Consider the following 24,415-nt stretch of genomic DNA (forward strand, 5'->3'; position numbering starts at 1 on the left):
GCATTTTCAATAAGTAATTACTTAAATAAAAAGATATAAAAAAACCACTAAAGCGTGGTTGTAATGAAGAGTGATAAAAAAAGATGAATGATCATGTTGGATTCAACATGATCATTTTTTAAGACGGGAAGAATGCCGTTTAGCTTACAACCAGCCGCGATGCTTAAAATACCAATAAGGCGCAAACGCAGAAAATACCATCAAGCCTAATGCAGCGGGATAACCAAAATCAAACCCAAGTTCAGGCATGATTTTAAAGTTCATCCCATAAATGCTGGCAACCAATGTGGGCGGTAAAAACACCACGGAAGCGATGGAGAATATCTTGATGATTTTATTCTGTTCGATGTTAATAAAACCTTGCGTCGAATCCATCAAGAAGTTGATCTTATCAAACAAGAAAGTCGTATGTGACATCAAGGTTTCAACGTCACGCATGACCTCACGTAGGGTTTCTGAATAGCCTTGTCGATTTGGCAAATGACGCAACAGAAAAGAAATATTGCGTTGCGTATCCATCAAACAAAGACGGATTTTGCCGTTACTGTCTTCTAGACGCGCTAACTTTTCGATAATCGTATCCAGCTCTGTCTCATCATCTTCTAGCACAAGATGGCTCACGCCTTCCAACTGACGATGGGAATCTTCTAGCGTATCTGCATGGTTCTCGACTTTATTTTCCAGCAAAGTAACCAATAAGTGTGCGGCCGAATCGACAACAATTTGTCCACGACGAGCGCGCATTCGTAACAACCTAAAATCGGCCAATTCTGTTTCACGAATGGTGATCAACCTGTCTTGCTGCAAGATACAGGCAACGGTTGAGGTTTTGTGTCGCCCTTCCGTTTGATTTAAAAACAATGAGTGAACATGAATGCCTGCTTGATCAACAAAACAACGGGCAGACGCTTCGATCTCTTCGACATCATCGGATTCGGGAAGGTCGGTTCTCAATAACGCTTTAAGCTGTAATCGCTCGTCGTCATCGGGTTCTGCGGCGTCAATCCAGTTCGCCTCTTTTTGAAGGGTGGCAAAATTCTCATCTTCTTTGGAAATTTCTTGAATCAACCCATTACGGATTTTAAAAAATCTTAACATGCTACTTCCTCGATATACTCAGCACCTTATTCCAGCCTAATCATGTAATTTGGACGGCTCGCAACCTATAGAATAAACACGAGAGATGTGTGTTTTATGACGTTGAAATAAGTTTTTGCGGTTGCAAGAGCACGTATTGTATCTCACGCCTAAGAGAAACAGCAGGACAAAAAAAGAGGCAATACAGACTAAGCCGTATTGCCCCAAAAAAGACCTTTCCCTGGGAGGAGACGGTCTACTTCTTATCGAGTTGGATAAGAAACTTTAAAATGTCATAACAAAAGCCATCAGTGCGCTAGAATTTGATCCAAGAAAACTTTGGCCCGCTCTGTTTTTGGCTTCACAAAAAACTCTTCTGGCGGCGATATCTCAATCACACTGCCCGCCTCCATAAAGACGATACGATCAGCAAACTCTTTTGCAAAGCCCATTTCGTGCGTCACACAAATCATCGTCATGCCATCTTTCGATAATGAGCGCATAATTTCCAGCACTTCAGAAATCATTTCAGGATCAAGTGCTGAAGTTGGCTCGTCAAACAACATAATGTCAGGAGACATAGTTAATGCTCTGGCGATGGCAACACGCTGCTGCTGACCACCAGACAGTTGACCTGGGTACTTCTGCTCTTGATCACCAATTTTCACTTTATTAAGCAAATCACGCGCGACTTCATTCGCCTGTGCTACAGACATGCCCAGTACGTGGCGTAAACCAAAGGTACAGTTATCTAACACTGTCATATGAGGAAAAAGGTTAAAGTGCTGAAACACCATCCCCGTATGACGACGAATTTTTTCAATGTCTTTAACATTGTCACTGATGGTGATATCGCAAATAGTGATATCTCCTTCGTCGTGTTGCTCTAAATTATTAAGGCAACGAATCAAGGTGGATTTCCCTGAACCAGAAGGTCCACAAATTACGATGGTTTCGCCTTTGGCTACTGCTAAATCGATATCGCGCAGCGCATGATATTTACCGTACCATTTATTAACTTGATCCAGCTTTACTACTGTTTGTTCAGACATAATGCATTCCAATTAATGTTTTGTGCGTTTGATACGTCGCTCTAGATGCGCGCCGTACTGTGCAATAGAAAAACAAGCGATAAAGAAAAACGCCGAAATAACGATTGGACCTTCCGCATGAAGACCAAGCCATTCCGCGTTATGAAACGTCGCATTAATCGCGCCCATCACTTCTAATAAGCCAAGAATCATCACCAAAGTGGTTTCTTTAAATAAGCCGATAAAGTTAGTAATCAGTGCAGGGACTGAATTACGTAATGCTTGCGGCATAACCACATACGCCATGGTTTTCCAGTAACCACATCCCATCGCATAAGATGCTTCCACTTGTCCTTTCGGCACGGCTTGAATCGCACCACGAATGATCTCGGCTTTATACACAGCAGAAACAAAAATCAGCACAAACAAGACACGGAACAATACGTCGATAGACACTCCGCTTGGTAAGAACAACTGCAATACCAAAGACGCCATGAATAAGAAAGTAATGACAGGCACCGATCGAATAATCTCGATATAGCCAGTACAAACCCAACGTAATATTGGCAATTTCGACTGTCGCCCTAAAGCCAACAGGATTGCCACAGGAAGGGACAAACACATGGCAATTATGCCTAAGAAAAAGGTCAGCGTCAGGCCGCCCAACGCGCTGGTTGAAATGTCTTTAAAAATGAAGCCGCCTTTCAACAACAACCAAAGCAACACTGGTAAAACAAGGATATAAACCACAATCCACTTTTGTGGAATACGCTTACTAAACAACAAAGGAAAGGCGAACAACCCCACTGCAAAAGCTGCATTCACACGCCATTGCTCGGCCTCAGGAAAAGGCCCATAAATGTAATAATCCATGTATTGTCGAATTGGAATCCAACACGCAGCACCCGGCGCACAATCCGCGCGGCTTGTTCCACTAAAGGTAGCGGAGAAAAACAGCCAATCCAAAGCCTTTGGCAACAACAAACACAAGAGCGCAATAATGGCCAAAGTGACGACACTGTCCAACCATGTGTTGAAAAGGTTACGTTTTATCCACATAACAACTCGGCTAAAACTTAAAGGCGTTGCTTGTTTCAGTCTCGCTTCAATCGGCTTACCAGTAATTTTTACAATGCTCGTTTGATGATTCATCTTATCGTCCTTTCAACTGCATGGCTTTGTTGAAACGTCCCATAATGGCCGCCAGTATCAAGTTCAAAACCCCATAGCTCACCATCACGATCACGATGCACTCAATGGCTTGGCCTGTAATGTTTAAACTACTTCCACCCATGGTGCCCATAATGTCCATAAAGCCCACAACGGAACCCAAGGCAGCGGCTTTTAAGACATTGATGTAAATAGACGTCATTGGCGGAATAATAGAATGCAGTGCTTGTGGAATAATCACTTTATTCATCACTACGTTATGTTTAACACCAAGCGCTAGACCTGCTTCCATTTGACCTTTTGAGATAGCCAAAATACTGCCTCGAATCACTTCCGATCCGTGGGATGCAGAGTAAGTACTTACTGCAATAATAAGCATTATGAATTCCGGAGGTAGCGTCCAACCATGTTTGAAATTAAAGCCGACTAATTTAGGGGCAGTGAACGTCATAATAGGGTCAGAAACAAGGCTCGCTAGCATCACCAAAACAACTGTCATCGACAGCAAAGATACAAAACGTCGTCCGCCTGTAGACACCTTCTTTTTGATTGCTACATACATTACAAACCAGAGCGTAATCACCACGAAAGAGGCCAAAAAACCATAATTCCATTGCACACTTGGAATGGACCAACCGCGATTTGAAAGAAAAGATACGCCGCCAAAATCAAATGCCTGACGCACACTTGGCAAAGTTAGTGACAAGGTATACCAAACAGAAATATGCACTAAAATGGGTACGTTACGCACATATTCCACCAAGCAAAGAGACACTTTTGACAGCAAGAAATTCTGCGACAAACGCATCACAGCCAAACACAAAGCCAGCACAGTCGTTAGCAAAATAGCCACGATAGCAAAAGCAATGGTATTAACCATGCCTGCTGCCCACGCCATCAGATGCGTGGAGGTTTTTGGATCATAGTGAATCAAGCTATAGCTAATATCGTAGCCAGCGCGTTGAAAGAGAAAGTCAAAGCCGCTAGTCAAACCCGCATCGCGCATATTGGTCGCAGCATTCAGCGCAAGATAGGTCGCCCCAAAACAAATAGCCACGAGAAACACAAGCTGTATCAGAATGTCTCGGACTTTGCGGTTATATAAAAAAGTGTGCATAAAACAACTACCATCGATGGCACGGAACAAGAGCCAAACACAACAAAAAAGCCAGTTCCTACATCAAGAAACTGGCTAAATTAGTATTAACGGAACGGATAGGCGTACAACAAACCACCTTTGGTATAAAGATCGTTTAAGCCTCGATCAAATTTCAGCGGAGAATCTTTACCCAAATTACGATCAAAAATTTCACCATAGTTGCCCACCGCTTTAATCGCGTTATAAGCCCACTTATTATCTAAACCAAAGTTGTCACCCAGTTTGCCTTCAGTGCCCAATAAGCGCATAACGGCTGGTTTTGTGCTTTTCAACTTTTCATCAACATTGCCTTGAGTAATGCCCATTTCTTCAGCTTCGATCAATGCCATTGCTGTCCAAGTGACTACTTGACGCCATTCATCATTACCTTGTTTTACATATGCGCCCAATGGCTCTTTGGAAATACGCTCAGGCAAAATAACGTTTGCTGACGGATCCGGCATACCTTGGCGATCAGCGGCCAATGCAGAGGCATCGTTGGTCACGGCATCACAGCGATTAGCTAGGTAAGCGGCGGTGGATTCAGCACAGCCTTCAACGATAAGTGCTTTATAGCTTAAACCATGTGATTCAAAATAATCGTTAATGTTTTTCTCGCTCGTTGTACCTGGATAAGTACAAATAGTCGCGCCGTCTAATTCTTCAATTGAGTTCACACCCAATTCTTTTTTCACCATCAAAGCTTGGCCGTCATAAAACCAAGGCGTGGTGACATCCACACCATTCAAACCATCGCGAGTCGCTGTAAAAGTGGTAGAACGCGCCAACATGTCAATCTCATCTGTCACTAAGGCTGTCAAACGGTTACGAGAATTCATCGTAATAAACTCGACTTTAGAAGCATCGCCAAATACTGCTGCCGCAACAGCCTTACAAAGTTCAACATCCAATCCAGTCCAATTGCCTTTCGTATCAGGCGTTGAAAAACCAGCTTTACCGGGGTGAATACCGCACTTCATAACACCACGTGCTTTTACTTCTTGTAGCTTATCCGCTGCGTAAACAGAAGCGCTAGCGGATAAAACCCCAGCACCAATAATCGCCGTCGCAATTAGTTTTTTCATTGTTGTAATCCTATATTAAGTTCCAATGTGACAAATAAAGAATACTTTGGATACATATTAAGAGTCAATAATGAATAAATGGATCCATAAATGCAAGTTCATTACCTGTATTAGAATACATATTGTCAAATAAGAAATGACTGAATTCAGAAAAAAGTGTCGGTACAGTGAGGCAGGCACAGGAATAACAACACCTTCCTAAGGAAAACCCCTAAGAAGGCGATAGAAAGAGCAACGTTATGAATAAGGTGAGGAATTACAATGAAGCAGTTTGACGACGCTTTAATTGCTGTGATTTCAACTGTTCGGCCAGAGCATAAGCGCTCATCATGATATGACTTTCCAACGCATAACAAGCGCCTTCTATGTCTTGACGTTCACAGCGATCTATCAATTCATCGTGCTCACGCAAGGAACGAGGTGTATTACGGTGACTCAAAATAAAAGACTTTAAGCGCGCATAATGACGATGATGCAGGTCTTTGATGACATTTTGCATCAAAGGACGATTCGCAGGTTTGTACAAAACTTCGTGGAACTGATAGTTCAATGGTGTCCATTCTTCAGGTGCGCATTTCTTCAGACTTTCATTGATTTCCCGGGCTTTCGCTATATCTTCCGAGCCCATTAAAGGAATTGCTAACTCTAGTAACTTCACCTCAATTAACGCTCTAAGCTCACATTTTTCAAGAAAGCTCTCGGGCGAAATCGTCGTAACTGTTGCTCTACCCGTGTCGCGAATATCAACTAGCTCTTCTCCTGCTAAAATCTGCAAGGCTTCACGTACCGGCGTGCGGCTAACCTGATAAGTACTAGCAATATCCACTTGAGAAAGTGCCATTCCTTCAGGATAAGTCCCATCCAAGATCTTAGCTCGTATGTCTTCCGTAACGGACAACACTGCTTTTTGCTTGTTATTTTCGCTCATGAAAGCCTATCTAATTGAGATTAATGAAGTTTCTGAATAAAACCACATAAAATATGGACAAGATTTTAACATAGAGTCGTCATATCTGCGACTGTAGACAATAGAAATACAGACGATAGAAACTTGATTAATGTATTCACTTGATATAAAAATACCAACAAAATGTATCCATTATGGTTTTATATATGTTCACTCTCGTTAAAAATGCAAATGTGTATGCACCAGAAGCACTTGGTATCAAAGATATTTTGGTCGCTGCTGGCAAAATTTTAAAGATAGAAAGCAAGATTGACATCACAAACATCGCTGATATCAACATTGTTGATGCACAAGGACAAACACTCATCCCAGGTTTTGTCGATGGTCATGTGCACCTGATAGGTGGCGGTGGAGAAGGCGGTTATCACACTCGTACTCCCGAAGTATTACTCAGTCATTTAACTCGAGCTGGCATTACCACAGTTGTTGGTTTGTTAGGAACAGACAGTGCTACACGACATAATGAAAGCCTCTACGCTAAAGCAAAAGCCCTGACCACCGAAGGTGTAAGTGCTTATATGTTTACTGGCGGCTACAAGGTTCCAACCGAGACCATTACTCAATCGATTCAACGTGATATTGTCTTTATCGACCGAGTCATTGGATTAAAAACCGCCCTTTCCGACCATCGTTCTTCACAACCAACCATAGAAGAGCTATCACGAATGGCTTCAGAAGCCCGTGTTGCAGGCCTTATTTCTGGAAAGTGTGGTCGTGTTGTCGTACATCTTGGCAATTCCAAGAAAGGCTTTGGCCGGCTGTTTGAAGTAGTAGAACAATCTGACATTCCGGTTTCTCAGTTCATACCGACTCACGTCAATCGCACCGAATTACTGGCAGAGCAAGGTATGGAATGGTTGAAACAAGGTGGTTTTGTTGATTTGACCGCTGGCATCAACCCAGACAAAGGTGCTACAGGCAGCGTTAAAGCATCCACGTTCCTCACTCGCTGTAAAACACAAAACATTGATACTAGCCGAGTTTGCATTAGCTCAGACGGTAATGGCTCTGTGCCAATATTCAATGAAAAGCGCGAACTTATTGGTCTGAAAGTAGCGGGATTTGGCTCTTTACTCTATCAGCTAAAAGAAATGATTCAGGTCGAAAATATGTCTATCACTGAAGCGGTTATTCCTTTCACTCAAGCACCGGCTCAATGCTTAGGGTTAGCCAGTGACAAAGGGGAAATATCATTAGGAAAGGACGCTGATTTCTTAATTCTTGATAAAAAACTCGACATCCAACACACCTTCGCTAAAGGCGTTTGTCATATAAAAGATGGCATCGCTCAAATCAAAGGGACGTTTGAGGACTAAACAAAAAACTCCTTGCTCTTTTTTGAGAGCAAGGAGTCACCTACTCCCCTTCAGCACTGTTCTTTTTTGCGGCCACTAACTTAGGGGCAACAATCAATTCTTTGATCAGAGTAAACACATTGCCTTTGGCGACTTCGGCCTCAAAGCTATCTTGCATGATACCGAGGTCTTTACGCAGCTCATGAGATAAGCCACTAAGTTTTTTACGAGAGTGGTAACGCTGAAAACAAATTGAAAAATGCTGGAGTAACGCAATAATGATCATATCAACCTCGCTTGCCGAATTAGATGTGTGAGCGAACAATATTAAGTGTATTAACACCAGCCAAACAGACTCAGACAGATCATTAAAAAGGCACACAGAATTCAATACAGACAATCTGTATTGTCATTTTTCACACATTCTGTGTGTTTTACGGATTAACAATAAATCGATAGGCAACATAGAATAGCAATAGCGCCATCACACGGTTAACCCACGCCATTACCTTGGGGTTCAACGCGGCTTTTTTAAGACATGAACCAGCTATTAAATACACGCTTGGCGCCCCGCAAGCCATGACAGCCAGCCCAAATGACCATACAGCAATTTGCCCATCTGCAATCTGCTCTCGCGGAAATTGCACCGTAACAATCGGTACAATTGCGACCAAAGCTTTAGGATTACAAAGTTGTAATATCAGCCCTGTTTTAAAGCTCACTGCTGTATTTTTTGCCTTTATCGTCGTGGATTGAAAACTCGTTTGCAGAATTTTTACACCAAGATAAGCGATATAAATGCCACCCAGTATGGCGATAATCGATTGGTATTCTTGAGGGATAATTTCTCCCCCTAAATAGCCGATCAGTAAGAACAAGATCAACATGGCAAGCCCTACGCCCACACAATACAAAAAAGCACGCCAACCCTGACCATTCACACCAGCAAAAAGCGCTAGCATATTAGCAGGGCCAGGACTGTACATAACGCCAAAGGCGTAGATGAGTATTTCGAGCATAGGAATCCCTCAAATGGATATTTGATTAAACGAAGTAATAGAAAAAAGAGTTCGAGTGTTGTGTTGCTACTAGGTACGCAGCAAAGTGCGCCTAAATTGATAAGGAGTGAGCCCAAACATGGGTTTGAATCGCCGGTTAAAGTAACTCAGATCCGTGAAGCCAAAGGTAAATGCCACATCAGCCAATGGCATACCCAATTCGAGCGCTTCTTTGGCGCGGTTAATACGATAATTTTGCCAATATTGATGTGGCGTCATACCAAAATAATCACGGAAACAGCGTAACAAGTGGTACTTAGACATATGCGCCACTTGGCTTAACTCGTCGAGAGACACCTCTTCCCCGACATGAGCATGTAAATAATCACGTACTCGTTCAAATACAGGGTCTTTCGCGCGACGTTTGGACTTGCCTAGACTAACAGAGCGCTGAATTCCCTTTTGGCATGCTAAATATTCGGCAAACTCAAACAAGGCAGACGAGTATTCGAGCGCAGATGAGGTGTCGTTTTCTACTAACGCCGCCAAACGTAAAATATGCGTTTTTAGCACAGTATCGTTTTGTACAGCCTGCTCGATGCGAAAGTCTTGCGCGCGATGAACGCCTGCGCTTTCAAGCATAGGGCTTAATTGGTCAGGATGAACATAAAGCATTTTGTAATGGAGCGGGTCATCAGCACCAGAATGACCATCGTGAGCGTCTTCTGGATTAAACACAATCACATTGCCGGCATAGCTTTTGTGATGTTCACCTAAAGCGAAGAAATCCTGACGACCCGATAACGTCACACCAAACGAAAACTCCTCATGGGCATGAGTACCATAAGAAAAATCGCTCATAGAGGCTTCCAGCAACATGACCTCATCAAGCACAGCGCTTTTCGCAAACTGAAAACGATTTTCTGCCGACATCACACCCTCTCTCAACTCGCCCAATCCATAACCATAGACTAACCAATAACAAACAAAAAAGATTGGACGATATTGCTCAATGAACTGTCTTGACTAACCATTATGTTTAGCAACGAATCCTGCACTATGGCGTTCAGCAAGGGCCAAAACAACAACCGATGCCATTAAAATAATCACGCCAAACATAGCCAAAGGCGTCAGCTTTTCGCCCAAAAATAACACAGCAATAACCGCCGCCGTCACGGGTTCGACGAGCACAATAACCGATGCCGTTGTGGCGCGGACAGAAGCAAGGCCGGTATTGAACAGTATGTAGGCAACCGCAGTCGGCACCAAACCAAGATAACTAAGAAGAGCAAAGCTAGAAAGATAGTTTCCTGATAGAGGCAGCAAGCCTTCAAGTAAGGCGAATGGCAATAGACAAATGGTTCCGATTATTATGCCAAAGAAGGTAATATTAAATTGATCAGTACGATCACGCCGACCCATCGCTCTAGTAATCAAAGTGACACTGGCATAACAGATAGAAGATAGGAGAGCAAAAGTTAGCCCTAGCAGTGAGCTGGTCTCAACATCTCCGCCCCCCGTCAACAAACCAAGGCCAAGAATAGCAAAGGCGATGATCAGAGCACCCGACCAGCCGATTCGTTCACCCATTGTCAGATGAGAACCGATAGCCATCAAAATTGGTCCCAACCCTAACGTCACTATGGTGGCCACTGCTAAGCCGCTATATTGCACCGCTGCGAAATACGCAGTCTGATAAATTGCTAATCCCATGCCAATGACAATAATTCGTGCCCAGCGCTCAAGGATGAACTCTCCCATAGCGCTTCTTTTGTCTTTCGAACTCATAACGAGAGCCACAATAGCAAGAACCAACATACCGATGGCGAAACGCCAAAACGAGACCGCAATCGGCCCAAGACCACTGCGATAGAGAACGGCAGCGACAGCCCCGCCCGTGCCCCATGCAATGGCAGCAAAGGACACATAGAGCAAACCACGACTAACCGATAAAGTGGAAGAAATCCCCTTTGTATCTGCAGCGTCAGAAACCATGTTTAACCCTCAGCTTAAAATGAATACCTTCTGTTCTTGCAGCAAGCGTCGCTTAGTTATATACAATAGTAAAACGCATAACTTACAAATCAATTATTCGAAAAACGAATAGGTAATACCGATGAATTACCCTGACTTACAAATAAGTTGGTTACGAACCTTTGTGGCAGTGGTCGATACTGGGTCTTTATCCGCCGCCGCCCCCTTAGTGCATCGCTCTCAATCCGCCGTCAGCATGCACATCAAAAAGTTAGAAGACATTATTGGTACGGCCATTTTATCCAGAGGGCCTCGTCATTTAGAGGTCACATCAAAAGGCATTGAATTACTTGCCTACTCACGACGAATCCTCGAACTACAGTCTGAGGCCTATGACGCACTATTTGGTACGCAATTGACTGGCCTAATTCGCATCGGTGTTCCTGATGACTATGCCATGTACCTAGCCCCTATATTACGAAGCTTTGTTAGTCGCTATATGGGCGTAGAAATCGAATTAACCTGTGAACAATCAACCTCTCTTATTCCGCGCATTATTGGTAATGAATTGGATATTGCGCTAATCTCTCGCGACAAACCAGAAAATGGGGAGTTGCTTTTTCAGGAGCCGCTCGTTTGGGTGGGAGCGTCAAAATACGAGGTCTGGCGACGCAATCCTTTACCTATTGCGGTCTATGAAGCGGGTAGCATGGCGCAAATTGAAACATTGTCGGCCTTAAATAAGTTCAACAAAGATTATCGCATTGTTTATAAAAGCTCAGGGCTAGCTGGTCAGCTTGCCGCAGTAGAAAGTGGATTAGCTGTCGCAGCACTGACTCGTTGCAGCGTTCCCACCGAATTGCAAATCTTACAAAATTTACCCGCTGAATATGATTTACCTAAACTAGCGGCCATGGAAGTGGCTGTCTTTCGCAGCAAACGATCACAAAAATCAGCGGCTGTGGATGTGATTTACGAGCAAATAGTTCAAGCATTAAAAGTCGACTCTTAATGTCTATATCAGAACAGAACGGAACACACAGTTTTTGATCTGCCCGCAAATTCCGAACTTCCTTCGTTTACCAGACAAATCCCTAGGTTTCACCAATTACCTGAAGATCATTCTATTTAAGCTTTGCATGAAATTCATCACTTAATAGGAATGCATTATGTCTGAACTCGTCCTTTCGTCGTCCGTTGGTATTGGTGGAGAAAACCAAGCAGAAGACGTGCTAAAGATACAAAAAGCGCTCAATGCTATCCAAAAAAAAATCGGTTTAGATGAACCGTTATCGGAAGACGGTCAAATTGGAACAAATCCAAGCGTATCAAAGACCTGCCACGCTATTGCGCTCATGCAAGAAAAAATTCTAGGGTTCAAGAATCCAGATAGTTTAATCAGCTGCAACGGCAAAACCCACAAGGCGTTAGAAAAGGCGATTCAACAACCGTCTTCTACATTAAGTTTATTTTTACCTAAAATTGAGCCAGAAAAAGGCTTAACAGAAGAAGATTATCAGCATGCAGCTGGACTATTGAACTGCGAAGTTGCTGCAATCAAAGCCGTCTCTGAAGTGGAATCATCAGGCAGTGGTTATTTTGAGAATGATGCGCCTTGCATTCTGTTTGAAGCCCACCAGTTTTCAAAATACAGCGACCATCGTTTTGATGAATCTCATCCTGAAATCTCCTCAAAAAAATGGGATCGCTCTTTATACCTTGGCGGGGAAAAAGAATATGGACGCCTACAAACAGCCATGACACTTGACCGCACTGCCGCGCTCAAATCGGCCTCTTTTGGTCGTTATCAAATCATGGGGTTCAACCATCAAGCCGCTGGTTATGACGATCTAGAAACCTTTGTTAGAGACATGTTTTTTGCAGAACGTCACCACCTTATTGCCTTTGTAAACTTCATCAAATCAAACAGTCGATTGCTCGATGCGATACAAAAGCTAGATTGGCCAACCTTCGCTCGTTATTACAACGGTCCGAGCTATGCTGAAAATAATTACGATAAAAAATTAGAAAGTGCTTACAAGAGACACTGCTAATGCTTAAATCAATAACCAATACGACGGATCAAAAATGGGTTATTTACAAGGAAATACCATGTCTCTGAAGACGATAAACGAAATACTAGGCAAGCATGCAAAAGCCATTATCCTTTTTATAATGGGTATTCTTTCTGCTGCCATCATTCCTATTTGGCAAATTCATTTTATTGCTCAGCCTGATATCAATATAGAAATAACAGAGATCCGCCGTATTAATTCAGACGACTTCAAGGTGCCACTATCAACAGATGAGCTCCAATTGATTAAGCCATACCTAGATGAAGACCTTTTCTATTCTTATGATAAAAACGGAAAACGTGCTGATAAAATAAATCATCCTGAGTTCACAATTGACACTATTAGCACCGCTTTTGAAAAATCTAAAACTGATATGAAAAATATCACTGAGACAAGATCCATATTAAATAGCCACATTGATATAATTGACAAATACTTGGACCCACAAGATAAGGTTCATTTATTAACAGAGTTCCGTGTGGGAGATATTAAAGATTGGTCGCTACGTAATTACATTGACGATGACGAAGCACGATACTATGAGGAACAGGTACTAAAAATTACCCGTGATTATACTGACATGCATTTCCAAAAAGGCAAAGCCGTCCCAATCAATACGGCTGCATTAACCTTTCTTCTTTCTGATGTTAAAAAGGATCTTCTTGAAGTCATCTCTGAAAATGAAGTTCGTGTAGAAACATTACGAGACAATCTTCAAGCTATCGATACGCAAATAGCAAAACTAAAAATAGAGCAAAAAAATCTTTACAGTTATTTTGATGTCAGTGTTGTAACCACCAATAATGGGCGAGCAAGCGCTTCCCTCCGGCCAGCAGCATTACTTCGAGTGGATATTAGTAAAGATAACTACGTCAATCTCAACTTAGAAATGCAAGATTATCAAAGGCAATCAAACTTCCCAGCAGGTTCTACTAATATTTTGCATTATAAATCAAGAATTTTACATGAAATCCCAGCCGAAGACAGAACAATGGTCAATACATTTTGGGGTAGCACTGGTCGAGCAAGTGTATTAAGCCTAGACACAAAACAAAATATTTATACATCAAACACTATTGCTTTTGCTGATAACAGCAACCAGAAAGTAATGTTTGATAAATTAAAAGAAGCGGCTAACGCCCTATAAAAATTTATATCCCTGCAATAATTTTTCAGACTAAAAAAGGAAAAAACCATGTCTTTTTTCAATAAACAGCTAAGTAAAGAACTCACTAAATCGCTCAATTTATTCGCATCTTGCTCACCAATGAGCCGACTACAAGCTGATGAATATTGGCTAAAACTCAATAAACTACAAGCCTTAAGCCAAGTTCAAATCGAGGACATTGACTTTAAAGGCAGCCCTCACCCACTGGATGAATCAGTGACGATTCGTAACCATGGAGGCTTGATAATAGATATCAGCGGCTGGCGAATTCAAGCCAGCTCCCCCCGACAAGTTTATATTTTCCCTGAAGATACCTTTATTTTTCCTAACGACACTATATGCATAGACACACAAGGTAGAACCGAGCATAGCTTTAATACCAATAGACCCATTTGGAGCAATCGAGGTGACACCGGAACCTTGTTTGATGATGAAGGTCAAACCATTTCCACCTTATCCTACGGCGACAATGCGAATAGAAAAATTCTCATTAGCCATATGAATTTTGATGGCAAAGAACATCATACTGAAGATGATGAATTTGTCGAAATAAGCAATGTGTCTAACGAAGATGCGGTGCTATCTGGATGGCGCTTAGAAGCCAAGACAAACAATAGCGTATTCCACTTCCCAGAAGGCACTAAATTAGAGGCTTACACATCTCTCAGGGTTTACACCAACAAAGCGGATTTACAGCAGAACGAGTACAGTTTTAATAGTCCAAAAGCCATCTGGAACAATTCTCGTGGCGGTTGCACGCTAATCAACTACCGAGATAACGAAGTATCCAGTTATCGCTACTAACCATAACCACTACTTAAGAGAAAACTCCCGTGGCAAACGACGCATTGATAACAGCAACACCATCGTCACACAAAGAGCTTGCTATGCTTGCTGAAGATGGCCGACGACTCTTGCAATATGTCGCTCGTCACGGGGTTTAACCATCATGCAGCATCGAGATTCAACACTATATTGATGAGATGAGATGAGATGAGATAAATCTAACAATGCATGATGAAAATGCTTCACATATACAAGATCAAGAAACTAGAGAAACATTGTGGCATGATGACAATGAGGACTAGCCAGTAACGAATTACTCGAGCCCCTACATGATTAGTTTTTGATCTGACCCTGAGGTATCCCCACGAACTTAAACCATAAAACCATCTCCCTTGAACAGCTCTTCGGCGATTTTCCGAATTCCTTCTCGCCATTGTTTGAGGGTGATTTTTAAATTCGTAGACAGTGCTCTTTTACCCAGAAAAAAGTGAGAGAGTACTCTGCGTTTGCGAATGCTAGAAGATTGAAAACGATAAGCTAATCCAGCCAGTTCAACAACTTTTCCCAACAAGATAAGTACCATAGCGGTCAGTGTTGTCAGTAACACTAACAGCTTCATTCTAGTCAGTTTTTTAGTGTGGTTATGCTCGAACCCTAAGCCAAATTTTGTGCTCTTCATGTCTCTAAAGCTTTCTTCTATTTGCATTCGTGTCTGATAAACCTTCACGCTTTTCTTGGCAAACGAGCTGTTCTTTGGCAGCGACGAAATCAACAACCACGGTTCTTTTGCTCCGCGATCAGCGGTTAACGACGTCTTTGATGTTTTCGTTGATCCGTCTTGGTTTAAAGAGTGCCGACCTTTTGGCTTTCCTTTGTAGAGCACTAGATGACAACAATACGATTTGAATTTACCTAGCGTTAATGAAAAAGATTTTGGAGTGCTGCTTGCTTGAGGAAATAAGTGTGAAATACAGCGCCATGACTGGCTTGCTTCATCAAAAAATTGTCGTGGTGCATATACCGGAGCAATCCGGACACCCATTCCGATATAACTCGGACACCCATTCCGTTTTTATCCGGACACCTATTACGCTCTAAACCGGACACTTTTTGGCTTTTCCCGGAATCCCTGTCCGGATTAGCGTAAACTCTGTCCGTATTCACCGGAATCCCTTCGTTTTCTCTTTTAAATCAATCGCTCACTACACTTGGTTACCCCTAATACGTTGCCAGGAAGTGATCATGACCAGAAAGAGAACCTCAATGACCAATATTAAAGAGATTTTGCGTCTCAAACATGAGTGCCATTTATCCACGCGGCAGATTGCTTCTTGTTTGAATATCGGCCGCTCTACCGTGTCCGATGTCCTGACTCGTTTCAAACAAAGTGACTATTATTGGCCCCTTGCCAGTGACGTTTCCGATACCGATCTGTCTAAAGCGCTGTATCAAGAAAAACCGGCTAATCGCCTGAAAGTGATGCCGGACTTTGCGTACTTTTTTATCGAACTCAAGCGCAAAGGGGCGACGAAGCAATTGTTGTGGGAAGAATATGTTGCCGAGCACCAAGAGCGCACTTATGGCTACAGCCAGTTCTGCGAGTACTTCCGTCGTTGGCTCACCACACAAAAACGCAGTATGCGTCAACTCCATACCGCAGGTGACAAGTTATTCATTGATTATTGCGGACCGACTATCCCGATCGTCAATCCGGAAACGGGCGACGTTCGCCACTCACAAGTGTTTGTCGCCACACTGGGAGCGTCTAACTACACCTACGTTGAAGCCAGCGAAAGTCAAAAGCTGGAGCATTGGTTACAGTGTCACGCCAATGCGTTTGAACACTTCGGTGGCGTTCCCGCTTTATTGGTGCCAGACAACTTAAAAGCTGCCGTGACAAAAACAGATCGTTATGAGCCGAAACTCAACGACAGTTATCGTCAGTTAGCACATCACTATCAAACCGCTATTATGCCGGCTCGTCCCTATAAACCCAAAGACAAAGCCAAGGCCGAAAATGCGGTTCTGATTGTTGAGCGCTGGATCATGATGCGTCTTCGTCATCGCACCTTCCACACCCTGAGAGAGCTGAATAATGCGATTCGAGAGCTGATGAAGGTTCTGAATCAGCGACCAATGCAAAAGATTGGCGTGAGCCGCCAAGCCCTTTTTGACACCCTCGATAAGCCCGCCCTGAAACCATTACCGATGCAAAAATATGTCTACACAGAACATAAACGCGCCAAAGTGGGGCCGGACTACCACATTGAGTACGCAAAACATTACTACTCGGTACCGCATCAGCTTGTGGGTCAACATGTGACACTGGAAGCCACGTCGCAGATCATACAAATCTTCCATCAAGGTCAACCTGTCTCGTCTCACCCAATCAGCCGAAAAGAGTATGGACTGAGTACCCACATGGAACATATGCCGAGCCATCATCAACATCAAAAGTGGTCACCAGAACGCTTGATCGGATGGAGCAAGCAGATAGGCGTCGCCACCGAAAACGTCATCAAACAACAAATCCAGTCCAAAGCTCATCCAGCCCAAGCCACTCGTCGCTGCCTTGGCATACTGAGTCTAGCGCGCAAACATGGTGATGTTCGCCTAGAGCAAGCCTGTCAGGATGCCTTACTGGTAAACAAGCCCGTTCTACGCTTTATCCGAAATCTGCTCGACCATCATCGAGAAGGCACGCTGTCCCTTCCTTCTGACTCGACACCCGACATCCCGCACAGCAATGTTCGCGGGCCACACTGCTACCACTAGGAGAACGACATGAATCACCTGACTGAACAACTAAAAATGCTGCGATTGAGCCATGCCGTCACCGCGTTAGAGCAACAACGAGAACAATTAACTACCTATGGAGAACTGGACTTTGAGCCACGTCTCACATTGCTCCTTGACAGTGAGCTGCTAGGCAGAAATCAAGGCAAAATCGAACGGCTCAAGCGACAAGCAAAACTGCGCGTAGAAGCCAGCGCCAGCCAGCTACTCTACAAAGAAGGGCGTGGACTGAAACGCCTCCAATTAGGAGAACTGCTGACAGGCGGTTATCTGCAAAAGCATCAAAACATCCTTATCACAGGCCCAACGGGCGCGGGAAAAACTTATGTTGCCTGCGCTCTTGCCTCACAGGCGTGCGAGCAACTTTATAGCGTTCGTTATCTGCGTCTGAGTCGACTGCTGGACGACCTCAGCCTTGGCCGCTTAGACGGCACCTATCAAAAACAACTCGCCGCCCTCGCCAAAAAGCAGCTGCTGATACTCGATGACTGGGGAATGGAAAAACTCAGTGCGGATCATGCAGGCCATTTATTAGAGCTTTTAGAAGATCGTTACCAAACAAGCAGCACGATCATGATCAGTCAACTGCCGGTGAAAGAGTGGTACAACATGATAGGCAATGCCACGGTAGCGGATGCTTTATTAGACCGTTTAATCCACAACAGTCACCGCATCGAACTAGGAGGAGAATCGATGAGAAAACTGGCGCAATCCGGACACATGGAGTAAAACTAGAAACTGAGAAAATGAAGGGAAAAAGGTGTCCGGATTAAAACGGTACCAGTGTCCGGAATCAGCGGAATATGCACGTGGCCGACGAACACGTCCAACATAGTCCCACTTCAAACTCTTTACCAGCTCAATCCAAGGCATTTTAAAACCAGCGTCTGTGACAATAATCGGTTTGGTTTTTTCTGGAAGAAGAGATTTTAATTTGGAAAGAAAGTGCTTGTGTGTTTCAGGTTTCTCCTTCGTTTTAATATCATGTACTTCTTCGTATAGAGTAAAAGGGCGTCCTTGAAATGCGACTACTGCTCGAATGAGAAAATGTTGTTTTCGACCATCAAGGTCAGACCAATCAACACTGATAATGGGTCGTCCTTTGCTCGCAAAAAGGTGACACATATGAGCATAAATAGAGATAGACTCTTGCTGTAAATGAACGTTAGAAAGCACTCGATCAGCACGTTTAATGCAGTGTTTTTCAAAGGCTTTAGATTGAATGACTCTTCCAATATTAGTCACGGTACTGAGATTGCCCTGAGCAAGGCTTTGAACGCAGGCCGCTACAGCATTGCGTCGAGTTTTGTGCATATTAGGGCTGACAAGAGGGAGGATTTTGTTCAGAATAGTCGTGGCGTTCATGTTTCTCGTGTTTGGTTGTTTTTGGCGAAATTATTGATCACCAAGGGTCATGAACGTTCCCTTTTTATGCTAACTAATTGTTATTTATTAAAAATTTGTGGGGATACCTCAGGATCTGACCCCAAACTCACCTAACGTGTTTTTGTTGTGCAGAGTCTCTGTTGTTTGTTTTCGAGTAAATGCTTGTCTTGGCCGCCGTTATTTTTCGGGGGGTATTTCTACTACTCTTGATTACAGTTTGCCGTCACCATCTGAGATATTTGCATTGCAATTCCATCATCTAAATGCCCAGCAAGTACAGCTAACATCTCAAATCCACCTTCTTTATGACCTTTCAAACTGGCCCAATGAGAGTGTTTAGCACTTATGCCAAATCCACCCGCGTCGTGCGCTCCTTTATGCCTAGGAGCAGGTTGATCGTCCTTGGCATCTAAAGGCGACTCCCCAAAAGCTTTCCCGAATTGTTCTCCCGCTGCTCCCAATAATTTATAGTATTTTCCGATGTCCACAGATGCTATACTCACAGAAATAATATGATTATGATTAACTTCAAAAACGAATATATCCCCTTTCTTGTTTACGTGTTTTATAAACCTAGTTATTCCATTATTTATAGTTATTTCACTATACTCCGCTCTCTGTACTATTGATTCCCTAGGATTTTTTGAGACTATTTCTTTTGCATCCTTTAACCGTGATCCATTTTTCCTTGAGGTTAACCTCAAAATTTTATTAGAATAGTCTGCACTCCCAATTCCTTTTTTTTCATTATTCATTCTATTTTTATGCCCTCCAAAATTAACGATACCTTTTCTTGTATTTTCTTTAGTTTTCTTCACGTGCATATACATTCATTAATTCCTCTACTATTTAATTCACAACGAGTGTAGTGGTCAAATAAAACTGGCCACCGCTTTATAGTTAATCCAGTACTGTTCTTCTTTCTTATTTGGGCTCATACCGAAGTGTTGGGGTCAGATCAAGAAACTAGGGTTCTATTACGAATGACGGTACTGGGGATCCGAAAAGTACGGGGCACGCGACAGTCTAAAGAATTAATTTTTGATCTGATCCCAAACTTACAATGTTTGGCCTGGTTGATAATGTTTTCAGATGTCGCTTCGGCTGATTGTTTAGATAGCCCCGTTGTAGTTAAGCATTCATGAGCACTGAGCGCGGCCAACGTTAGCCGGTACAGATCTCAATCGTTAGATCTCTACGGGCTCTATTTGTTTCCTTTCCGTCACTCTTTATACGTTTGGTTTTCTTAATTTTATTGGTTTGTTTTGTTAAAGGCTCGCGATTTACTCCGCAGTTTTTTTCCATGTAGGTGTTCGGCTTAGGCCCAGTGAACCGGAGTCAATACAAGGGTGGCTTCTGTCAATGCAGGCGGATCGTTCTCATTAGTTCTGCCAGTTCCGAGTGTTATGACCACGTCCCGTATACCCACACTCGTATGGCATGCTGTTTCTCCTCTGATAATTCTTTCAGCATCTGCCACATAAAGCTGGGGCACAGTCACGGTAAATTGCCATGTTTGTGTATTCGCATGCCACTGTGCTTGAGGCATCGCCCGATTAAGGGCGTCGAAAATCTCAGCATTCAATTGTTCTTCGTCAATGTTATAAATAACAGAACTTCGCATCAAACCATCATTTTGCATTAAACGTTGTTCCGCCATCGTCTCAGCTATCCTTGGGCTGTTCGTTGGCAGGTGGTGCTTAGCTATAAAATTGTGAGTTTTCCAGCTAGTGATGTCCCGTGATGTATCGATGGTGGCCGGTTGAAGCACCTGGTTCTTAGCAGCTGTAGGGTATCGCATATGTTTTTTTACAGAAAACTGGAATATATTATTCCCTTTACCCTCAGCTCTACCTTCACACTTACCTTGTTTTTTTTACCTGTTCATACATATCACTATCCTTTTAAATTGGATTTTGTCACTAGTTATAGGTTGTCTTTAGTTGCCTATAACATGCTCGGAAAGTCCCTAGTGGACTTTATTATCATTATCAACACTGTTTTTTAATACCTCCTTACGCTGTTAAAAGGCCACCCTTCGCACACCCTTCCATCCAAACACGAGCGCTTCATTGACGATGGCAACGCTTACGTTTATTTGTTGTGGTTAACCTTAGTGTTTCTTAAGCAGCATCTACCCCTAGCGGCGCTCTGCCCACTGCTCAACCACTCGCCCATAAACACCGACTATCCCCAATGCCTTGGGCAAGTTGACTGCTCAGCCCTTCTTTGATAACGGCTTACTGACGTTGCGTTTGTATTTTGCTCTGTTTACTCACTGTAAATCTAAATAAGATGTTTCACTTGGTGTAAATGACGCGCTATTTGGTCAAAGTGACGAGTTTAAAAAAATGTATGGCTTCCTGCGTGTTCCATGTTGTTTGGTTGAGTCCGTTGGGTTTTGTTGATCGCAGTTTGAATGTCTTCCAGCGCAAGGCGGTGAGTGTGTTTACTCATGGCTTTTAGCGCGGCGTAACGGACGATGTTGATAATTTCTGCGCCGCTGAGCGGGTGCCGTTTGGCTAATAGGTTTAGGTCGACATCGTTAGCCAATTTGGAAGCATCCGGGATGGCGTTTTTCCATAGAGCAAGTCTTACACGTTCATCTGGTTTTGGAAAATAGACGGTCGCTTCAAAGCGGCGAAAGAAGGCATCATCTAGGTTGTTTTCAAGGTTGGTCGCCAAGATAATCATGCCCGAAAACGCTTCTATTCTTTGTAATAGATAAGCGACATTTTGATTGGCAAATTGATCATTCGCTCCCGCCGTTTGTACTCGTTTGCCAAAAAGTGCGTCGGCTTCATCAAAAAACAATAGCCAATGATGCTTTTCCGCTAGGATAAAAACCTGTTCTAGGTTCTTTTCGGTTTCCCCTATGTACTTAGATGTGATCGCACCAATGTCTACTCGATACACGGGCCGTTGGGTTCGTTTGCCTAGTAAGGTGGCCGTGAGCGTTTTTCCCGTCCCTGGAGGGCCATAAAATAATGCCCTAAACCCGGGCCGTAGTTTGCCTTCCAGCTGCCATTCTTTATTCAGTGCCTCTCCATGGTCTAGCCAGAGGTCTATTTCGTTTAGTTCACTGTGCACTTCTTCCGGCAGCACAAGATCGTGCCACGTTAATGAGGTAGTTAGCGGTGAAGCTAAGCTGCTGCCGCTTATTGAATACTGATCGTCTAACAGTAACAAACGTTGGTAAACATCATTGTGCAGCTTAAGCGATTGCCCGATTAAAGGAACACTGCCGACGGATTTATCAAAGTCGAATAAGGGCGAAAGTGCGGCATCAGAGCTTTTTGACAATAATGTGAGCACGTCTAAGCGTTGTTGTGCAGGATTGCCACCAAGCAAAAAAGCCAATGTGTGCCCAGTTGCCAAGATACTTCCTTCGCTCTCCACCAGACCAAATTCGATAAAAGGCCGTTGAGTGTGTTCATTGGGTTGCAGCAACACCTCAAACAAGGAAGGCGATAAGATGGGGATCAGAGCCAAACAAACGGCTAACCGAGCTTCTTCTGTCAGTCTAAATTGTTCTATCAACGCCGTGTATTGGCATGTGTTTGGCGCGAGATACGGAGCGATCAGGCTTTGAGTCTCTTGAGATTGTGTCTCTTGAGATTGGAACATCTCGTCTAGGCGTGAGTGAATCCGTGCTTGGCACCATGCTAGATCGGCGTTGATATGTTGTATAAGGAGATTATTCAATTGCTTTGGCTTCCTTCGGGCAAGAGTCTCGTGATGAGCATTAAGAATGGCTAGAAGCTAGGCCATAACCTAAGCGCACGGCGGCATTCCCTAGCTCTGTGGCATGCTGCTCTAGGGCTGGATCATCATTAACTGGGACACCGTTCACATGGGTAGTTGGTTTCACCATACCTTTTGCTTGCTGAATGATATGACCAAGCTCATGAGGTAGGTGATGTTCTTGCCCGGAAGCGAGGTAGATATTCCAGCCTTGCGCATAGGCATGCGCCTTTACCTGAGCGGGCTTAGGGGAATGATAAAATACTCTGACGTAGTTGAGCCTAATGCCCGTCAGTTTTTCCATCCCCCTTCTTAATCGAGTAGGCAAAGGATAACAAACAGGCTTTCCTAAGCGATAAGAGAGTGCTTTGTCGTTATTTGTTTGCAGTGGCTTTATCACCTTGTTCTCCTGCTCTATTTAATTTCAAAAACGAAGCATTTGAATGTATGCCAGCCATTCACTAAAAACTCGGTTTTAATGACGATAAAAAAAGCAAAACATACTCTATTGTCTCTTTAAAATATATTCATTCATTAGGCCGATAATTAAAGAGATCCGTCCGACTAATATTTTTCATTACTGCTTATGCTTACTCTCTTATGAATTACCTATCATTCTGTATTTTTAGAGTACATTTAAAAAAGGAAACGTCATGGAATCGCCAGATCAATTAGATAATACAAATAACCTAGATACTCAATTAAATAATGAAGCGACACCTTTAGCATTACCTGAAAAACCAACGGACCTGATGCAGTTCGCATCTATTGAAGATGCCAACGCGGATTTTATCGCATCGCTTACCTCTTCTATTCCTATTTATGTTGCAGGAACACTTAGAGTCATTTTTCCCAATAAGGGCTTGGAGAAAGAATGTGAAGCCGCTGCTCAAGAAATTTCAGCCCAAAAAAAAGACAGTGTTGCACCCTATGACTATGGCAGAATATTTGGCTATAAAGACTGTGCTAATAAACAAGCCAATGGAGCATGTCAGAACAATGGGGTATGCCAATGCCCAAAACCTTATCGTTATCTTGCAGAACAGGTCAATTGGATACTGTCAGTAGACGATCAAGATGCGTATCTTCTTGAACCTAACAGCATTGTTGAATTAAATGAGTTTATTTTTTTTCTAAAGCAGGTAAAAAAGAGCTCTGATTTACTTTGTGTTATAGCAGGAGAAAAAATTGGGAATAAGACAACTACTAGCAATGACCCCACTTCATTACCAACGGTTAGGTGTAAACATATATTCGAGTTCGATATGAAACCGGAGGTCATTAAAAATAAATTAATCGAATGTGGAAATAACACCACTACAGAAGCCATACAAAACTTGATTAAGTTACTAGATACAAAAAACAATTTTGGTATTACCGACTTTGAGCGAGCTAAGAACTTTCTAGCTTTTAGATACCCAACTATCTATAAAACAAGAGCATCAGAGTATCAAACAAAGGCCTCAGGGCATTCATCAAAAGACCCTTATTCAACAGCTGACGATAACGATGCATCAGGCTTCTTACTCAGTATCGAAACCAAATATTCAGATAGTGCGGATGGACACAAAATCGTCGATGTGATTTTTCATTATCAACGCTCAATCAGCGGACGTCTTTACAGTTATTATGCCAGCGTCGATGTCTCTCATATTTTCCCTTATCTGCACTCTCCTTTGACCAACTATGTCTCATTAACAAATTAATCCAACCAAGTAAGAGGAG

At 43.1% G+C, this 24,415-nt stretch carries 24 protein-coding genes; 8 read left to right on the forward strand and 16 right to left on the reverse strand.

The window, feature by feature from the left end; translation table 11 throughout:
- Positions 1 to 144: 144 nt before the first annotated feature.
- The 6 genes from corA to ACO05V_RS00605 form a co-directional block, all read right to left on the reverse strand.
- The gene (corA, locus tag ACO05V_RS00580; RefSeq protein ID WP_421846511.1) at positions 145 to 1,098 is read right to left on the reverse strand and encodes a magnesium/cobalt transporter CorA; all 954 of its coding nucleotides are present in this window, start codon (positions 1,096 to 1,098) and stop codon (positions 145 to 147) included.
- A gap of 287 nt (positions 1,099 to 1,385) precedes the next feature.
- Complete coding sequence (locus ACO05V_RS00585) at positions 1,386 to 2,129, reverse strand: amino acid ABC transporter ATP-binding protein (protein ID WP_421846513.1); 744 nt, start codon at positions 2,127 to 2,129, stop codon at positions 1,386 to 1,388.
- 12 nt (positions 2,130 to 2,141) lie between these two features.
- On the reverse strand, positions 2,142 to 3,260 hold the full coding sequence (locus ACO05V_RS00590; RefSeq protein ID WP_421846515.1) for an amino acid ABC transporter permease: 1,119 nt from the start codon (positions 3,258 to 3,260) through the stop codon (positions 2,142 to 2,144).
- A gap of 1 nt (position 3,261) precedes the next feature.
- Positions 3,262 to 4,395, reverse strand: coding sequence for an amino acid ABC transporter permease (locus ACO05V_RS00595; protein WP_421846516.1), 1,134 nt, complete (start codon positions 4,393 to 4,395; stop codon positions 3,262 to 3,264).
- A gap of 86 nt (positions 4,396 to 4,481) precedes the next feature.
- Positions 4,482 to 5,501, reverse strand: coding sequence for an amino acid ABC transporter substrate-binding protein (locus ACO05V_RS00600; protein WP_421846518.1), 1,020 nt, complete (start codon positions 5,499 to 5,501; stop codon positions 4,482 to 4,484).
- A gap of 256 nt (positions 5,502 to 5,757) precedes the next feature.
- Complete coding sequence (locus tag ACO05V_RS00605; protein ID WP_421846520.1) at positions 5,758 to 6,429, reverse strand: GntR family transcriptional regulator; 672 nt, start codon at positions 6,427 to 6,429, stop codon at positions 5,758 to 5,760.
- Positions 6,430 to 6,614: 185 nt separating this feature from the next.
- Between ACO05V_RS00605 and iadA the strand changes: the two genes are divergently transcribed.
- Positions 6,615 to 7,784: a beta-aspartyl-peptidase gene (gene iadA / locus ACO05V_RS00610; protein WP_421846522.1), complete on the forward strand. Its 1,170-nt coding sequence runs from the start codon at positions 6,615 to 6,617 to the stop codon at positions 7,782 to 7,784.
- A gap of 40 nt (positions 7,785 to 7,824) precedes the next feature.
- Here iadA and ACO05V_RS00615 read toward each other — a convergent pair whose 3' ends face one another.
- From ACO05V_RS00615 to ACO05V_RS00630, 4 genes are all read right to left on the reverse strand, one after another.
- Positions 7,825 to 8,049: a hypothetical protein gene (locus tag ACO05V_RS00615; protein WP_421846524.1), complete on the reverse strand. Its 225-nt coding sequence runs from the start codon at positions 8,047 to 8,049 to the stop codon at positions 7,825 to 7,827.
- Positions 8,050 to 8,197: 148 nt separating this feature from the next.
- Positions 8,198 to 8,782 carry a LysE family translocator gene (locus ACO05V_RS00620; protein WP_421846526.1) on the reverse strand — a complete coding sequence of 195 codons (585 nt, stop codon included), beginning with the start codon at positions 8,780 to 8,782 and terminating at the stop codon, positions 8,198 to 8,200.
- 69 nt (positions 8,783 to 8,851) lie between these two features.
- Complete coding sequence (locus ACO05V_RS00625; protein ID WP_421846528.1) at positions 8,852 to 9,694, reverse strand: helix-turn-helix domain-containing protein; 843 nt, start codon at positions 9,692 to 9,694, stop codon at positions 8,852 to 8,854.
- A gap of 93 nt (positions 9,695 to 9,787) precedes the next feature.
- On the reverse strand, positions 9,788 to 10,756 hold the full coding sequence (locus ACO05V_RS00630) for a DMT family transporter (protein WP_421846530.1): 969 nt from the start codon (positions 10,754 to 10,756) through the stop codon (positions 9,788 to 9,790).
- Between the two features lie 121 nt (positions 10,757 to 10,877).
- Between ACO05V_RS00630 and ACO05V_RS00635 the strand changes: the two genes are divergently transcribed.
- The 4 genes from ACO05V_RS00635 to ACO05V_RS00650 all read left to right on the forward strand — a co-directional run bounded on the left by ACO05V_RS00635 (position 10,878) and on the right by ACO05V_RS00650 (position 14,782).
- Positions 10,878 to 11,747 carry a LysR family transcriptional regulator gene (locus tag ACO05V_RS00635; protein ID WP_421846532.1) on the forward strand — a complete coding sequence of 290 codons (870 nt, stop codon included), beginning with the start codon at positions 10,878 to 10,880 and terminating at the stop codon, positions 11,745 to 11,747.
- A 157-nt stretch (positions 11,748 to 11,904) separates the two neighbouring features.
- A complete protein-coding gene (locus ACO05V_RS00640; protein ID WP_421846534.1) occupies positions 11,905 to 12,789 on the forward strand; it encodes an N-acetylmuramidase family protein in 885 nt (294 codons plus the stop codon).
- A 58-nt stretch (positions 12,790 to 12,847) separates the two neighbouring features.
- The gene (locus ACO05V_RS00645) at positions 12,848 to 13,957 is read left to right on the forward strand and encodes a hypothetical protein (protein ID WP_421846536.1); all 1,110 of its coding nucleotides are present in this window, start codon (positions 12,848 to 12,850) and stop codon (positions 13,955 to 13,957) included.
- 48 nt (positions 13,958 to 14,005) lie between these two features.
- Complete coding sequence (locus ACO05V_RS00650; protein WP_421846538.1) at positions 14,006 to 14,782, forward strand: lamin tail domain-containing protein; 777 nt, start codon at positions 14,006 to 14,008, stop codon at positions 14,780 to 14,782.
- A 352-nt stretch (positions 14,783 to 15,134) separates the two neighbouring features.
- On the opposite strand, the gene ACO05V_RS00655 is transcribed toward ACO05V_RS00650, so the two are convergent.
- Positions 15,135 to 15,806 (reverse strand): transposase, encoded by a 672-nt coding sequence (locus tag ACO05V_RS00655; RefSeq protein ID WP_421846540.1) that lies wholly within the window; start codon positions 15,804 to 15,806, stop codon positions 15,135 to 15,137.
- 200 nt (positions 15,807 to 16,006) lie between these two features.
- Between ACO05V_RS00655 and istA the strand changes: the two genes are divergently transcribed.
- Together istA and istB are read left to right on the forward strand one after the other, a co-directional pair.
- A complete protein-coding gene (istA, locus tag ACO05V_RS00660) occupies positions 16,007 to 17,539 on the forward strand; it encodes an IS21 family transposase (RefSeq protein WP_421846542.1) in 1,533 nt (510 codons plus the stop codon).
- 9 nt (positions 17,540 to 17,548) lie between these two features.
- The gene (gene istB / locus ACO05V_RS00665) at positions 17,549 to 18,289 is read left to right on the forward strand and encodes an IS21-like element helper ATPase IstB (protein WP_421846544.1); all 741 of its coding nucleotides are present in this window, start codon (positions 17,549 to 17,551) and stop codon (positions 18,287 to 18,289) included.
- Here the strand turns inward: istB and ACO05V_RS00670 are convergent.
- From ACO05V_RS00670 to ACO05V_RS00690, 5 genes are all read right to left on the reverse strand, one after another.
- Positions 18,239 to 18,925 (reverse strand): transposase, encoded by a 687-nt coding sequence (locus tag ACO05V_RS00670; protein WP_421846546.1) that lies wholly within the window; start codon positions 18,923 to 18,925, stop codon positions 18,239 to 18,241. The genes istB and ACO05V_RS00670 overlap by 51 nt on opposite strands.
- Before the next feature lie 221 nt (positions 18,926 to 19,146).
- Complete coding sequence (locus tag ACO05V_RS00675) at positions 19,147 to 19,776, reverse strand: hypothetical protein (protein ID WP_421846548.1); 630 nt, start codon at positions 19,774 to 19,776, stop codon at positions 19,147 to 19,149.
- Between the two features lie 488 nt (positions 19,777 to 20,264).
- Positions 20,265 to 20,606, reverse strand: coding sequence for a hypothetical protein (locus ACO05V_RS00680; RefSeq protein WP_421846550.1), 342 nt, complete (start codon positions 20,604 to 20,606; stop codon positions 20,265 to 20,267).
- A gap of 683 nt (positions 20,607 to 21,289) precedes the next feature.
- The gene (locus ACO05V_RS00685) at positions 21,290 to 22,651 is read right to left on the reverse strand and encodes an ATP-binding protein (RefSeq protein ID WP_421846552.1); all 1,362 of its coding nucleotides are present in this window, start codon (positions 22,649 to 22,651) and stop codon (positions 21,290 to 21,292) included.
- Between the two features lie 40 nt (positions 22,652 to 22,691).
- A complete protein-coding gene (locus tag ACO05V_RS00690) occupies positions 22,692 to 23,090 on the reverse strand; it encodes an eCIS core domain-containing protein (RefSeq protein ID WP_421846554.1) in 399 nt (132 codons plus the stop codon).
- A 253-nt stretch (positions 23,091 to 23,343) separates the two neighbouring features.
- Between ACO05V_RS00690 and ACO05V_RS00695 the strand changes: the two genes are divergently transcribed.
- Positions 23,344 to 24,396: a hypothetical protein gene (locus ACO05V_RS00695; RefSeq protein WP_421846556.1), complete on the forward strand. Its 1,053-nt coding sequence runs from the start codon at positions 23,344 to 23,346 to the stop codon at positions 24,394 to 24,396.
- The last annotated feature ends 19 nt before the right edge of the window (positions 24,397 to 24,415 follow it).

The organism is Marinomonas sp., assembly GCF_965225885.1.
Classification (GTDB): domain Bacteria; phylum Pseudomonadota; class Gammaproteobacteria; order Pseudomonadales; family Marinomonadaceae; genus Marinomonas.